This window comes from Mesorhizobium sp. ISC15, from assembly GCF_037162615.1.
Taxonomy (GTDB): domain Bacteria; phylum Pseudomonadota; class Alphaproteobacteria; order Rhizobiales; family Rhizobiaceae; genus Mesorhizobium; species Mesorhizobium mediterraneum.
On the sequence record NZ_JAVSPX010000001.1, the window covers coordinates 6,833,253 to 6,847,461 of the forward strand.

Annotated in this window: 11 protein-coding genes and 2 pseudogenes; 6 read left to right on the plus strand and 7 right to left on the minus strand. The window is 58.7% G+C overall.

Translation table 11 applies throughout. The annotated features are described in order from the left end of the window. Positions 1-147 precede the first annotated feature (147 nt). Positions 148-361, minus strand: a pseudogene (locus tag RPG13_RS32750) (IS21 family transposase); the annotation flags it as partial. A 127-nt stretch (positions 362-488) separates the two neighbouring features. After that, a complete protein-coding gene (locus RPG13_RS32755; RefSeq protein ID WP_337126951.1) occupies positions 489-692 on the minus strand; it encodes a hypothetical protein in 204 nt (67 codons plus the stop codon). 643 nt (positions 693-1,335) lie between these two features. Here RPG13_RS32755 and RPG13_RS32760 point away from each other — a divergent pair. The 6 genes and pseudogenes from RPG13_RS32760 (at position 1,336) to RPG13_RS32785 (ending at position 5,649) form a co-directional block, all read left to right on the plus strand. Further along, complete coding sequence (locus RPG13_RS32760; protein ID WP_337126952.1) at positions 1,336-1,569, plus strand: hypothetical protein; 234 nt, start codon at positions 1,336-1,338, stop codon at positions 1,567-1,569. A gap of 56 nt (positions 1,570-1,625) precedes the next feature. Beyond that, the gene (locus RPG13_RS32765; protein WP_337126953.1) at positions 1,626-2,036 is read left to right on the plus strand and encodes a hypothetical protein; all 411 of its coding nucleotides are present in this window, start codon (positions 1,626-1,628) and stop codon (positions 2,034-2,036) included. Then, the gene (locus RPG13_RS32770; RefSeq protein WP_337126954.1) at positions 1,982-3,364 is read left to right on the plus strand and encodes a hypothetical protein; all 1,383 of its coding nucleotides are present in this window, start codon (positions 1,982-1,984) and stop codon (positions 3,362-3,364) included. Before RPG13_RS32765 ends, RPG13_RS32770 begins: the two co-directional genes overlap by 55 nt. Then, complete coding sequence (locus tag RPG13_RS32775; RefSeq protein WP_337126955.1) at positions 3,352-4,365, plus strand: hypothetical protein; 1,014 nt, start codon at positions 3,352-3,354, stop codon at positions 4,363-4,365. Before RPG13_RS32770 ends, RPG13_RS32775 begins: the two co-directional genes overlap by 13 nt. Continuing rightward, positions 4,319-5,119 (plus strand): annotated as a pseudogene (locus tag RPG13_RS32780) (TniB family NTP-binding protein); the annotation flags it as partial. The gene RPG13_RS32775 and the pseudogene RPG13_RS32780, both read left to right, overlap by 47 nt. Further along, on the plus strand, positions 5,116-5,649 hold the full coding sequence (locus tag RPG13_RS32785; RefSeq protein ID WP_337126956.1) for a TniQ family protein: 534 nt from the start codon (positions 5,116-5,118) through the stop codon (positions 5,647-5,649). The pseudogene RPG13_RS32780 and the gene RPG13_RS32785, both read left to right, overlap by 4 nt. On the opposite strand, the gene RPG13_RS32790 is transcribed toward RPG13_RS32785, so the two are convergent. The 5 genes from RPG13_RS32790 to RPG13_RS32810 form a co-directional block, all read right to left on the minus strand. Further along, a complete protein-coding gene (locus RPG13_RS32790; RefSeq protein ID WP_337126957.1) occupies positions 5,644-6,756 on the minus strand; it encodes an ISKra4 family transposase in 1,113 nt (370 codons plus the stop codon). The genes RPG13_RS32785 and RPG13_RS32790 overlap by 6 nt on opposite strands. A 213-nt stretch (positions 6,757-6,969) precedes the next feature. Further along, entirely contained in the window at positions 6,970-8,889 is a 1,920-nt protein-coding gene (locus tag RPG13_RS32795) for a potassium transporter Kup (RefSeq protein WP_337126958.1), read from the minus strand. Positions 8,890-9,432: 543 nt separating this feature from the next. Next, positions 9,433-9,564 (minus strand): hypothetical protein, encoded by a 132-nt coding sequence (locus tag RPG13_RS32800; protein WP_337126959.1) that lies wholly within the window; start codon positions 9,562-9,564, stop codon positions 9,433-9,435. Positions 9,565-9,632: 68 nt separating this feature from the next. Further along, positions 9,633-11,057, minus strand: coding sequence for an MATE family efflux transporter (locus RPG13_RS32805; RefSeq protein WP_442921402.1), 1,425 nt, complete (start codon positions 11,055-11,057; stop codon positions 9,633-9,635). Positions 11,058-11,101: 44 nt separating this feature from the next. Further along, positions 11,102-14,203 (minus strand): amino acid adenylation domain-containing protein, encoded by a 3,102-nt coding sequence (locus tag RPG13_RS32810; protein WP_337127094.1) that lies wholly within the window; start codon positions 14,201-14,203, stop codon positions 11,102-11,104. Positions 14,204-14,209: the final 6 nt, after the last annotated feature.

Here is a 14,209-nt window from a genome sequence, read left to right on the forward strand (position 1 = left end):
AGGGGCATGCAGCATGAGGCAATCGTCGATCGTGACTTGATCGACGTTCGGCTATGTTAGCGCTGCCTTCCCACCACCTTGGTTGGGAGTGCCGACCACGGCTTGAATTTGCCACCGGGAAGCTGTCGAGAACCTGACGACGACAACGCGTGGCCGACGGCCGATTCGATGCAACAGACGCTGTTTCAACATCGCATCGTCGTCAAAGCCCGCATGCAGGGCCAGCACGTCAGCCCCTCCTCCAGCGCCCGCAGTAAATAGGTGGAAACCGAGGTCTTGCCGAACCTCAGTCGCTCTGCCATCTCGCCCACCGGGAGGCCCAGTTCATGGTCAGGCGCAGGATCGTCCGGATATCCCTCACGCTCGTTCATCTCGCTTGCTTCCGTCTTAGCATGGGCTCTCTCGGTTCGATGATGAGAGAGCCAAAATACCAGAACGGCGCAGCCGAGAACCGAACGTCAAATCCACCCCGGAAACTGTCCGGGGGCTTAGCGGAACCCCTGTCCGCCTTTTGCGAAACGCGCAGGGTAGACCTGGTAGAGCCCGCCACATTTGAGGGCCCGTCGCCGGCCCAACGCCTCGCCGTGCGCCAGGAGCGGAGCGCGCCGCTGGTCACCGAGCTCGAGCGCTGGATGATCGAGACGCGCGACAAGCTCTCGCTTCGCCAGCGGCAGCACGCGTCTGGCGAGCATTGACTCCGAGGATTAGCCCGCTCGAACTGGCGCTCCCGGCGCCCGTGCTCGGGTGCGACCAGACAGACGACGCTTTCGTGCAGGCTGTCGGAGGCTCTGCAACCGCCTGCACGAACAAGACGCACGGACGGTGAAGCGAAAAGCGAATATTTCTTACCTCGCGCCGGATATGCACTCTGCAGTTGGCGCATCGAGTGCACATCGAGAATCACCTGAGATTGAATGTCAGTAACAAGGGTCCGGCTTTTCAGGCCGGATTCCACACTGCAATCTTATTGCGACTTTGATCCTGCCCCAGGTCGGTCAACCCGGTTCCGAAACAGCACAATGCGCCAGAAGCAGTCGTTTGATCCTTATAGCCAAGAGGCTGCTTAGCTGGTTAGCGGATGTCCGTCGCGCCGTACGCTTACATCGGGGAATTGCCGCACAATCCACATGAGCCGGAATTCTTCGTCCTCTGGCGAGTTTGACCCCAACCAGTCTACCTGCATTTGGCCCCTCAGGAATGATTGCGCCTAGCAAGACGTCACGGCGACGTTCGCTCTATTTGGATAAGACTGTCTTCTGGCATCGAAGGCGTGGGCATCCCTCAAATGCGCGCTATTCACGCTACGGAGTTCTTATAAATAGAGCGGAGCATGTGTTGGCGGACAATGGCAATGGTACAGGGCGCGTTGGAGCTGGTAGCTGGTCGCTCAAGGGCTTCGACTATCAGGTTGACGTTTCGGTCTGGTTGGCACTAGACCTAATGGTAGCCAACCGGCTCGCCAGCGAGATGATCCTTGAACATGTTAGTGAGGAAGATGTCGAGGCGGACGTCCAGGAATTGGAGCCTGGCACCGTCGCCGAGACGGTCGCTCTGCTGGCTATCGCCTGATCGTTCAGGCCAAACGGCGCACCGGCAACGCATGGACCGAGGCCAGATATATCTCGTTGCTCAAGCATGGCGAACACCGCAAGTCAGCGATCAAGCGGCTCGAAGAGGATCCGAATGCCCGCTACCTCCTCGTTACCAGCGCAGCACTCAATGATCCTGTGAGCTATCTGGGTGTGAGACACGCCGGGACCTGGCCCGCAGCTAGCAAAGTGCCACAGAAAATCGCAACGGCAGGAACCAATATCGCAGGTCGGCTGGCGATCATCGGTGGCGAGGATGATGAACGGCTGAAAACTGACATCAAGACCCTGCTGCTCGAGCGTTTGCGCGTCCCGCGCGCGTGTTGGGAAGACTGCCTTGTGGTACTACGCGAGGCAGCTTGGGACCGGATGGGTGGTTTGGACGACGGGCTGTGGACGCGCGCGAGCAAGCCGAGCAAGTCATCGCCAAGCACGAGGGCTACCTAGTCAGCGGACAGGACCGAGACGGATATGTGCAGCCGACCAATTGGGGTGACTTGACTCAGGCGCTGGCCAAGCGTCACGCGATCATGATCATCGGACAGTCAGGCAGCGGAAAGACCGCGACCGCCGAGGCGCTCTGGCTTCACCTCAAGGGCGGCATCCCTGATCTCAAGCGCGTCCACATCACCCATGGCCCGGACCAGCTGCGGACCGACACGACGGTGCCCCCGGTGCTCTACGACATTGAAGATCCTTGGGGGCGCTTCAAGTTTGAGCCGGACAGCCGTCCCTGGAACGATCAGCTCGCTCCGGCCTTTGAGAGCGCACGGCATGACCGGATTTTCATCGCGACCAGCCGCAGCGACGTGGCGGAGGCGAGCCACGCCGAAAACAACATCCAGCGCTGGCGTATGGCCCTGAACGCCGAAAACTATGGGCGACCGCAGTTGCGGCAGCTCTATCGCAATCTGTCGAAAGGACTTCCTCCCGATCTTTCCGCCTTCGTGCACGAATACCAACTCACGGTTCTGCGCGAACTCAGCCTGCCGCTCGAGCTGCGCAACTTCTTTGACAGCCTCCCTGACCTAGCTTCGGACGAACTCGCCAGGCATCCGCAAGCTGCCCTCGCGACTGCGATCAAACGGGCACATCAGGATTCCATCGAGCGCACCGTCGTCGACCAACTCGAGGCCCGCGACGCGATCAAGCCTGCAGCGATTCTGTGGGCACTCATCAAACCATACGGTCGTCTGTCAGCCGATGTGCTGCGCGGCCTCGACGATGCACTAGTCGACATCGATTCCAGTCTCGAGGGTAAGATCAGCACGCTTGTAAACAGCTTTGTGACTGGGCGCAATTTGCGTCAAGGTGCCGACGGATCGCTTGCCTACTATCACGGCAAGGTCGAAGCCGGGATAGAAACTGCGCTTGCTGGGCATCCCCAAGCTGTGCGCCTGACCTTACGCCCGCTGATTGACGCGCTGCTCGCACGTGATGACGATCAGGGCGGCAGTTGGGGCATTGAAACCGCCGCCGAGATCATACGTCTCTCACAACGCATCGCAGATGCAACGCCGCGACCATCGCGCGCGAGCCAGGACCGGCTCAACCGCTTGGTCGAGAATAAACTCAAGGCAACTGGCCGCGATCTCGAAAACGCTCTGCGCCTGGCAGCAGCGGTCGGATCTTCAATCAGCAATCTGTCGGAGGTTGCGCGCTGGCTGGAGTATCGACCCGATCGAAGTTTCCCGGGATTGGTGGACTGGGGCAAACCCGAACGTGACGCAGATTGGTATGCGCGGAGCGCGCAGATCCTGACGTGCGTGAATTGATCGAAAGTTTCGTCTGCACGGTACTGCCCACGGACCAAACCAGCTTCCCGAGAGGCTTTGCTCGCGACCTTGCAGAGCTCGCGGGTGACGTGACAGGTGCTTTCCTGGCAGCCGCCCAAGAGTCCGCGGGCTATGGTCATATTCGGAATGAAGATGTCATCGCTGCCGGTGCTGACGTCACGCGGATCCTCATGGATAGCGATGATCATGATACGGCGCTCGAAGCGATCGAGATTGCGATTCATCGGGGTATGCGCGCACAGATTCAAGGAGCGCTCGACCATCGCTTCGCCCATGTCGCGGCGAAGGCGCTCACTGCACTGGCCGATCCCCTTCCGGCACCGCTGCCTGCGTTCCTACTTGACCGGGCCGAGCGGACATCGAGCCCTGTGCGCAAGGCAGTGCTTGCTCAGCTTGCGACCAAGCCGCACGCCGACCATCTCGACATGTTGCGCCTCCTGACGGCGGATGAGTGGGCGCAATGGGCGCAACGCGAGAATGACGATGGCAATTATCTGATCGCGCGTGATGCGGTGAAAGCGATTGCCGCGCTCGAAGCCGTTCCTGACGACGTTCTCGAGGAGTTTATCGACCGCGCCAAAGTAACTGAGGATCTCTACCTCATGTCTCGGCTCCTCTCTTGCGTTGTCCGCCATGGCGGTCAGGCTCGCCAGTCGCAAGTAGTCGAAATGTCGCGCAAGGGAAGCAGAATCGTGGTCGGACGAGCCGCTGCTTGTGCGCTTTTCGAGGAACATGAGTCACTAACCGAGGAGACCGCCGGATCGGTCCACCAAGCCATGGTAATGCGGCTTCCTGCGATGATCGCAAGCTACCACGTGCTGACGATGGGCTTGTGTTCTGATTTGAAAACAGTCGATGTGTTGGCGACCGCGCTCGCAGCAAGTGAAGACCGCAGAATATTTCTCGCCTTGCTCGCCCTGGCCTTACGGGACCAGATCGCGTCGATGGGTTCTCTATCCGCGAGCCAAGCAGGCCCTTGATCGTTTGAGCCGGCTCCTCGATCATCCGCGCGGCACGCGCATGCCTTCGGTCGCAATTTATGGCGACAGCGGTATGGGCAAAACCATGATCATGAAGAAATTCAGGGACGAACACCCGCCAAGCTTCAGTCCGATGACCGGCACTTTGAGAACACCGGTTCTCGCCATGGAGATGACCAGCCGGCCCGGAGAACGGCGGTTCTACGCCGAACTGCTTACCCTGCTCGGAGCACCGCAACGGCCACGCGCCGACATCGCCCAAATGGAGCAAGCTGCACTGCGGATCATGGAGGCTATTGGCGTGCAGGTCCTGGTCATCGACTAGGTGCACAATATCCTCGCCGGGTCCTACCGCGAGCAGCGGATTGTGCTGAACACGCTGGGCTTCCTCAGCAACCGTCTGCAGATTTCGCTCGTCTGCTTCGGAGTCAACGAGGCGCGAGAGGCGATCAGCGGCGACGTCCAGTTGGCGCGCCGGTTCGAGCAGTTCACCTTGAGCCGATGGGCAGCAAACGAACAATTCGAAAATCTCGTAGCGTCGATCCTTCGCAACACGCCGCTTGAAAAGCCATCCGTGCTCACCGCGAAATCGTTGCGCCGAATGCTCCAGATCACCGAAGGCATCACGTCCAACATCTTTCACATGATCAACAATCTCGCCATTGACGCCATCAAGAGCGGTGGCGAGCGTATCACCGACGAGGCAGTTGAGAATTGGGCACCGGAGTTCAATTCGGAAGCGGCCTTCGCATGATGCGGGAAGCGACGCCACGGCAGTTGCCCGTAAGTTTGCCGCCCGTCGCCGGCGAGCTTCTGTCATCCTGGATCAGCCGTCATGCTGCATTCTACAGCGTGCCGCCAATCATCATGCTCCGCCATTGCCTGCCAGCAGCTTCGTCATTGCGCGCCCCGGACCTTCATCTGACCGACGATCAGGCGCGCCGTCTCTCGAACATGTTCGCCGCGGAATCGGATGTCATGCCTCGGATGACCTTCACCAACGTCGCTCGGACATCACGCCGACTGACCGCGGCCAGACCTTTGCAGTCCTGCCAGAATTGCGAGTCGGCTACGGTGGAGCTGATGCCGATCCTGCGGAGCCAGCTGCTGGGGTGGCGCATCACATGCCCTCTGTGTGGAGATCCGTTCCATGACGAACTCCCCACCCCTTTCCGCCAATATCGCAGTGTGGCGCTTCTGGGCGAAAAGCTGCTAGACGCCGAAGCGGAACGCGGCCTTCGAACTGGGCATCGGCAACCGATATTGCATGCCTGCTTCTTATGAGACGGGTTCCAAGGCCTGTGCCCATTGCGGAGGATCGGTGATCGCGCGATCGACCCGCCCATGCCACAGGCGCCACTTCACCGCTCTGATGTCACGGTCGATTGCGGGAAGCGCTTCAGAGAGACCCGATCGGGATCGAGCCATATGATCGGCGATCTGCTGCATCGGCTGGACCTTCATGGCGATGTGGAACCAGTCGATGATGTGGGCCGTCGGCTTCGGCATTGCGCGGGGTAGCCGCTTCAGGATTTCGGCGCCGTCCGAAATCACCGTCACATCGCCAAAGCCGCGGTAGCCTACTTCCCGAAGGGCATGAAGGGCGCGATCCCGGATTGCCCGTTGGTCGGTGCTGCCGGTCACGAAATAGCGACCGCCGCCTTCGCCCCGCCCGCCGCGGCCGCATCGGGCCACAACGAGCTCGAAGTTGCGCGCGGAATTGGAACCGGCGCTGCGAACATGCGCAGTATCGATGATGATGACGAACTCTTTGCGTCGATCGCCGGGAAGCTGCATTTCAAGCTGGCGTCGTTCGTCCGTTTGCGCCCTTGCGTGCAATTCTTCCTCAGCAACCTGATCGTTGAGCCGTTCGCCAATCCTGATGGTTCGCTTGCGCACGGTGGCATGCGTCTCGGTCGGCTCAACGGGCAGGAATTCGGCAAGCACTCTCGCAGCCTGCCGGTACGGCATCATGCTCCCCAGCCGCGCCGTCAGTTCCATCAGCTCGGATGTCGCTCGATCCGGGCAGATCTCCCGCAGCGGCGCAAAGGCATCGACCATGCCTGGGTAACAATCCCGACACAGCATCCAACGAGGATTGCGCACCTCCACGATGCCAAAGACAGTCCGGATCCGTCGCGTCGTGTAGTCCTTGACCGGCCGAAACCTGTGGCAATCCGGGCAGACCCGACGAAAGAGGGAATACGTCTCCGCCTCATGGTTCACGACCGCGCTCTGCAGCGCCGCCATGATGGTCTTGCTGTCCTCGATCGACAGGCCGAGGTCGCCGTCAAACAGACGTTCCCAGCTCTTGTCGATGCGGACCGCCTTCCGGCAAACGTCACCGAACTCGTTCCTGCCCTCGATCGTGATCGTCCATTCCACCGCCATCGCTTTCCCTCCGAACAAAGCGGCGCTCATGGACTTCGCGGGCCTAACAACCTGTATTCGACCCCAGAGAAATTACCGGTCTCGACGGCTTTGGGGCCGGAAGCTTCGGGCCTGGAACCAGACCCCAGTTGGGCGCAAGCATCGTGGCCTCTGCCCGGTCAGGCATTCACCGGCTCGAGAAATGCCAATTGATTCTGCTCAACCGCGGCATGCCTAAACGGCCACCTGCGTCCCGATCTCGACGACGCGTCCGGTCGGGATCTGGAAATACTCGGTCGCATCGGCGGCCGTGCGCGCCAGCCCGATGAACAGCTTGTCCTGCCACACCGGCATGCCGGAATTGGGTGACGCCTTGAGCGAGCGCCGCGACAGGAAGAAGGACGTCGTCATGATGTCGAACTTCCAACCCTGCTTGCGGCAGATCGCCAGCGCACGCGGGATGTTGGGCTGTTCCATGTAGCCGAAGGTCAGCGTCACCCGCATGAACAGCTCGTTGATCGTTTCCATCTTGATCCGCTCCCTGTCGGGCACCACGGGCTGCTGCGCCGTCACCACCGAGAGGACGACATTCTGTTCGTGCAGCACCTTGTAGTGCTTCAGGCTGTGCATCAACGCGGTCGGCGTGCTGGCGGGATCGCTGGTCAGGAACACGGCCGTACCGGACACCAGCTGCGGTTTCTTCTTCAACAGATTGCCTGCAAGGAAATCGAGCGGAATCTCGTTCCTGCGCGTCTTGTCGAATAGATACCTGGTGCCTCTTATCCAAGTCCACATGGTCATCACGATCACTGCGGCAATGGCAAGCGAGGCCCAGCCGCCTTCGAATACCTTGACGATGTTGGCTGCAAAGAAGCCGGTATCGATGAAGACGAACACCGCCATTAAGGCTGTCGCGACGCCGAGCGGCCATTTCCAGATGCGCGTCATGACGACATAAAGCAGTATGTTCGTCACCAGCATGTTGCCGGTCACCGAAATACCGTAAGCCGAGGCCAGTCTGCTCGATTCGCCGAAGCCGACCACCAGCAGCATCACCACCAGCGCCAGCAGCAGGTTGACGCGCGGCAGGTAGATTTGACCCGACTGTTTTTCCGACGTATGCAGGATCACGAAACGCGGCAGCATATTGAGCTGTACCGCTTGCCTGGTCAGCGAGAAAGCGCCGGAGATCACCGCCTGGCTGGCGATCACGGTCGCCGCCGTCGCCAGCACCACCATCGGGATAAGCATCCAGCCTTCGTTCATCTCGAAGAAGGGATGACCGACGACACCGCCATTCGCCAGCACGAAGGCGCCTTGCCCGACATAGTTGAGCAACAGGCAAGGAAACACTACTGCCAGCCAGGCAAGCACGATCGGCTTGCGCCCGAAATGGCCGAGGTCGGCATAGAGCGCCTCAGCGCCGGTGACGGCGAGAAAAACCGCACCAACCGTGACGAAGGCGACTTCGGGCGAGTTGATCAGGAATGACACGAAATAATGCGGGCTGATTGCCAGCAGGATTTCCGGGTCGTCCATGATGTGGTTGAGGCCGGAAAGGCCGATGGCCAGGAACCACAGCGCGGTAACGGGCCCGAACACCAATCCTACGCCGCCGGTGCCAAACCGCTGTACCGCAAACACGATCGCCAGGATGGCCAGTGTCAGCGGCACCACATAGGGCTGGAATGTCGGCGTGACGACATTCATACCTTCGACCGCCGACAGTACCGAGATTGCCGGCGTAATGACTGCGTCGCCGAAAAAAAGCGCCGCGCCGACGATGCCGATGCCGAGGATCACCGCCGAGCGGGTCGGGAAACTGTTGCGCGCCAGCGCCATCAGCGACAGCACCCCGCCCTCGCCGCGATTGTCGGCGCGGAGCACGAACATGATGTATTTGATCGTCACGATGATCGTCAGCGACCAGATGATCAGCGACAGCACGCCGAGGATGTCGCCACGGTTGGCGACGTTGCCACCGGCTGATGCATGCAACGCCTCGCGAAATGCATAGATCGGGCTGGTGCCGATATCGCCGTAAACGACACCGAGTGCGCCCAGCATCAGCACCTTGGTGCTGTGCTGCTCGACCTCAGAATGGCTCGATTGTTCGACGGGTTCTGCCTCGTTACCAGCATTGGTAAGGGCCATGGACGACACTCCGATAAGCGCGCGGTGCTCTACGCTTGCTGCACTGCAATATCAAGTGCCGTAACGTAATGTCTGCCGTCATCGCCTGTCGTTGCTCGCCTTGGCAGACTCAATAGCGCGCCGGCAGAACCCTCAAGCGCCCAGATCAATGAATGGTTCTCGGCCACAGTGCCCCCCGCGATGCGACCGATGACGACCAGGTTGTCGGGGCGAACAAGGACGGCGGTTTCCTGACGCCGTTGCTACAGGTGTGATCGCACCGTTGCTGCGCAAGCCATTTACATGCTCGACCCTGCTCTTCGCCACGCGGTCACCCGAGCCGCGAAAGAATAGCAAAATCAGCTTCGCCGATCCATCCCGCAGCCGGCGAACGATAGCGACGTGCTCGCTCCGTCTAGGCCAAGCCGCGCATACCGCGCGATGGCCTGCCGGCCAGCCCTGACCTCGCTGCGCGCGACGCTATCTCGGCCGTCCGCCAGGACAGAACGCGTGAGAGCACACCTCCGCACATCGGAGCAGAACGGCCCTTGTCAAATACATCCGTCAGGTATTTGAGATATTGAGATACGAAGAGATGACAGCTGGATCGTCTCTAACGGTTGTCGCGGATCCCGACAGGACAACCCTGCCCTGCTCAAGCACCAACGCGTGCTGCGCGTATTCCAGCGCCAGCATGGCGTTCTGCTCCACAATCAACACGCATGCACACATGCACAGATGCGTTCCTCATTGGATCTGACTGGTCAGCCACAGTCCTGGGCAGAACCGAAATGGTCGCCACGTTCACGCCAGCTTTTGGCCTCGACCCGATCCCCGGCTGAGCGAGTGCGCATTCCTTTGAGATCGTCGAGCTGCCCGAGCATTACAAACAGAGCAATCAGCCCCGCCACCAACTCAGCAAGTGCCTGGCTGGCCAACAGTCCGTTAAAACCCCAAATTGCTGGAAATAGCAGTATGGCGGGTATGAAAAGATATCCCTGCCTAGCGAGGGAAACGACCGCACTCAGACGTACTCTCCCCAGTGACTGAAGCAGGGTGATCACAACGTACTGAACACCAAAGAGGCCGAAAAAAAGATGGAATACAACACACGTAGACACGGCGATCTCGGTTACATTCTCGCTATCGCTGAAAAGCGAAACCATCGGCCGGGCAAAAACCATGACCAGGGCAGAAAAGCTGACTGAAAATGGGACGGTTATGGAAAGCATGAACTTCGCGGCCTTCTCTACCCGAGCGAAATCCTGTGCTCCGCAACTGAAACCGAGAACCGCCTGGGAGCCTATGCAGAAGCCGACAATGGGCAGTGCCCCGATTGTTAACAATCGCACGGCTATTCCCACAGCGGCAACGGAATCGTCGCCGAATGGTGCAGCAGCCCGATACAAGAGCATGAATGCAACAGCAGACAAAATACTGGTGATAGTGGCCGGCGCTCCTATGGCGGCGATCTGCTTGATGCAGTCGACGCTCAACGTAATGTAAGAAGTTCGGATACGGACAATCCCACGCTTCTTTAGGAAATATGCGATGTAGACGCCGATGGCGGCGATCTGAGACAACAGCGTCGCAAGCGCCGCTCCTCGAACGCCCAGATCCAGCAAAAATATGAAGATAGGATCGAGTACAGTATTCAGCGCGAAAGCCGTAATCATGGTCCACATGCTGAATCGTGTATTGCCCTCGGCCCTTACGATAAACCCATTGACCACGTTCAGCAGCATAACAGTGTAGCCGAACAAGAGCGTCGATGCGTACTCAAGCGCAGCCGGCATGATTGTCGGACTGGCGCCAAGCATGGCGAGAAACTCGCGCAAATGTAGAAGCAGAGCGACAGTAATCGTCCCTCCGATCGGGACAGCGAGAGCGAGTGCCAAGGTCGCACCTCGACTCGCCTCAAGCGAGTTGCCAGCGCCAAGATTGCGGGACACGAATGATGCTGTGCCAACGCCGATCCCCTGTCCGACTGCCGTGAGCAGGACAACGATCGGCAAAGTCATGCTGACAGCGGCGATAGCCTGCGCGCCGAGTGTGCCGACAAAGATTGCATTCACGAACTGCTGAAGCGCATTGATCGACAAGCCAATAATCGAGGGAATGGCGAGTCGCATGATGAGGCGGGAAATCTTGTCGTCCGTAAAATTGATTTGTTGTGCCGGTGCAGCCATGCTTTTCTGTTGCCCCTCTTCATCGGCCCCCACCCACATTGGACTCATCCGTCGGTTGGGGATCGGCGAGACCCTTCAAATGCATTGGTTGTCTGGAGCAGTTCCTGGCGCAACATAGTGCAGAGGTTGCGGGTCGTTTCGTAGCCAACTTGTCTTGGATCGTATCTCACTTCGATTTGAAGCTCACCAGCTTCGTACCCGACACGAAACCAGAAGAGATAATTCATGGCGGACTGATTCATATCTTCGCCGATCCAAAGCGAGTGCGGATCTCTGGCTAGCAGACGCCGTGGATAATGGCGTTGCAGTCGTGCTCGATAGTTCAGTCCGATCCTAGGCAACGGCAAATGATCGATCCGCTTCCGCACTGCCGGATCCCGATTCAAGAACTTCATCGCCCGAAAACCGATCCCCCGGCGCGGCTGCGCGTTGCGCTGCCGATATATTGAACGAGCGCGATCTGGAGGAGACTCCTTCTCAGTCAGATATAAGGGAAGCGGAACCAGTTCGCCGATATAGCCGATGATCTGAGACGGATCGATGTCGTCGAACAACTCACCTCTGGTCGATGTGAGGCTGTCGATCCAAAGCGAGTAATTCCCGAAAGTGCGACCAAATGCCCCTGACACAGCCGCAAGGAATATATCAAAATCCTCGCATTGCGCAGACGTCGCCGAGACATTGAGAAGTCTGGCCGTCGCCTTCTCGCCGATCGTTATGCAATATTTCGCCTGATCTTTCCAAAGTTGGCTGCAATATTCTTCATTTACCAATCCCTCCAAGCGGGCATTATGGAGCCTTTTTGCAGTTTCATCTAAAAATTCCGCTGCACCCGAGCCAGCATCGCTCACATGCATATCGAGCAGATCATGTCGAACCCCCTCCCAATATTCGAGTTCGGTTGGCGCTTCGCTATCTGCGTAATGGCCCAATCGCGCTAACCACTGAGACAGAGGCGTCGTCTCTGAATCTGCAATGGTCCCGCCCGTGGCCAGCGTAGTGTAGGCGGTTTCCAGTGCATTTAGGAACAGTCGGTACCCAGTCCCGTCAGCTACAAAGTGATGCATCAGAACAAGCAGATAGTAGTCGCCGCTCTCTGATGTCCGGAAGGCTGAAAGCCTAACAAGGGATGTCTGACCGTCAAACCGAAACCCGATTTGACGCTCTGCGCAGGCGCCTTCGATGACCGTCAGCTGTTCTGCCGTGGTCATGCCGACCAGATCTATTTCTTCCACGAGGGGATTGGGTACCGATCCGATTGCCTGAGATAGGCCGCTCTCGGTTTGGACTATTCGAAGTCTCAGTCCTTCGTGCCGACCAATGACATGAGCAAGGGCGCCTTCAAGGATTGATAGTTTCAAGAGACCCGCTGGCAGGAAGAAGAGGTCGCCAATGTTGTAGTGCTCGCCTAATCCGACAAGGCTGTTCCAAGATGAGACGGCAGGAGTCACTCGCAACAGTCCATCGGGGGCCTCAAAGGCAGAGATCGTCGTGGCTGATGCGATTTCCTTGGCCAATTCCCGAATGGTCGGCGTTCTGTACAGTTGGCCAACGGTCAAGCTCAGTCCGGCTTTACGCGCCAGTGTAACGCAACGCACGCTCAGCAGAGAATTTCCGCCGACATCAAAGAAACCGTCGTCGATCCCGATGGATTTGGCACTCAACAGTTCTTGCCAGATCTCGGCAAGAAGTCGCTCCCGCTCCGTGCGCGGCTCAGCGGATTGGGCACTCCAAAGCTCGCGGGATGGGACAGATGAGAGGCGACGACGATCTATCTTCCCGCTCGCCGTCAGTGGCATACGATCCACCATGCGAAAATCGGATGGAACCATGTAAGATGGCAATTCCTGCCGTAAGTGATTCACAATGTCTCCTGAGGTAAGGCCATCGTGAGCTGGGACCACTATGGCCACCAGTCGGCGATCATCATCCACTCCCTGAACGACTGCGGTGGCCCTGGCAATTCCAGGATGCGCTTCAAGGGCGGTTTCGATTTCCTCCAGCTCAATTCGGAAACCCCGGAGCTTGATTTGGTTGTCCGATCGACCGCAAATCTCCAGAAGACCTTTGGCTGAGACTCGGGCGATATCGCCACTGCGATACAGAAGGCCGTATTGGCAGTCATCGTATGGATTGGGCACGAAACTTTGCTTCGTTCGCTCTCGGTCCCGCCAGTACCCCGTGCTTACGCAGCGTCCCGCGACGCAGAGTTCGCCTGCTACCCCGACGGGAACGCGCTCCAACTGTGCATTGAGCACATAGATCTTCACATTGTCGATTGGGCGCCCGACCGGCACAGCTTTGGAGCCATCGTCGGCCTCCGATGTTGCGTAGACTGCCGCATTAGACGCGCATTCTGTGGCGCCATAAAAATTCCATAGCGGCACATCTGGAAAGCACTGTCGCCAACGAGAAGGAAGCGATGGCGGCATCGGTTCAGCACTGCTTGTGACTATGCGCAAGCTGGTCGTTTCCGTATGTTGTTTTTGAGCGACGATCAGACCGGACAGAATGGGCGGGGAAGCGAATAGCCGAGTCACGCGATGCCTTATCAAGGCGCTCAACAAGAGGTCGGGGTCGAGCAATTGGTCATCGGTCAGGATAAGCGTCGGGACCCCCTTCAGTAGTCCTCCAAAATACTCCCATGCAGCGGCAACAAGTGCCGCCGACTTCTGAACAACGACAACGTCGTCGCCATCAAACGGAAAGCATCGCCACATCCAATTCAGTCGATTTAGTATTGCGGACTCAGGTATGAGAACGCCTTTCGCCCTACCCGTTGAGGATGAGGTATAGATCAAGCTTGCTACACCGTTATCAGGCCGCTCGACCTCGCAGTGCAACGCTCGATCGGGGTCGTATCTCTCCTGCAGGGATGACAAGCTAACGGACGGCACACCGAAATCGATCTCTTCGTCCGCGCGGGCGTGAATTAGGAGCTTTGCACCGCTATCTCTTACAACGTGGCTGATCCGTTCCTTCGGGTAATCTGGCGATATAGGCACGACGGTCGCCTGCATTGCCCGGATAGCCAAAGTTGTAGTGGCCACTTCAGGTGACCGGTCGATCAGCATGGCGACCATATCGCGCGGCCCTACCTCGCAGGTACGCAGAGCGGACTGGATCGCCGCCATGCGTTCGCGCAGGTGGCC

Bases quoted from the DNA above. Each gene is read 5' to 3' on its own strand.
- RPG13_RS32755 (WP_337126951.1), bottom strand. From the start codon at position 692: ATGCTCGCCAGACGCGTGCTGCCGCTGGCGAAGCGAGAGCTTGTCGCG.
- RPG13_RS32785 (WP_337126956.1), top strand. From the start codon at position 5,116: ATGATGCGGGAAGCGACGCCACGGCAGTTGCCCGTAAGTTTGCCGCCC.
- RPG13_RS32800 (WP_337126959.1), bottom strand. From the start codon at position 9,564: ATGCTGGCGCTGGAATACGCGCAGCACGCGTTGGTGCTTGAGCAGGGC.
- RPG13_RS32790 (WP_337126957.1), bottom strand. From the start codon at position 6,756: ATGGCGGTGGAATGGACGATCACGATCGAGGGCAGGAACGAGTTCGGT.
- RPG13_RS32805 (WP_442921402.1), bottom strand. From the start codon at position 11,057: ATGGCTGCACCGGCACAACAAATCAATTTTACGGACGACAAGATTTCC.
- RPG13_RS32795 (WP_337126958.1), bottom strand. From the start codon at position 8,889: ATGGCCCTTACCAATGCTGGTAACGAGGCAGAACCCGTCGAACAATCG.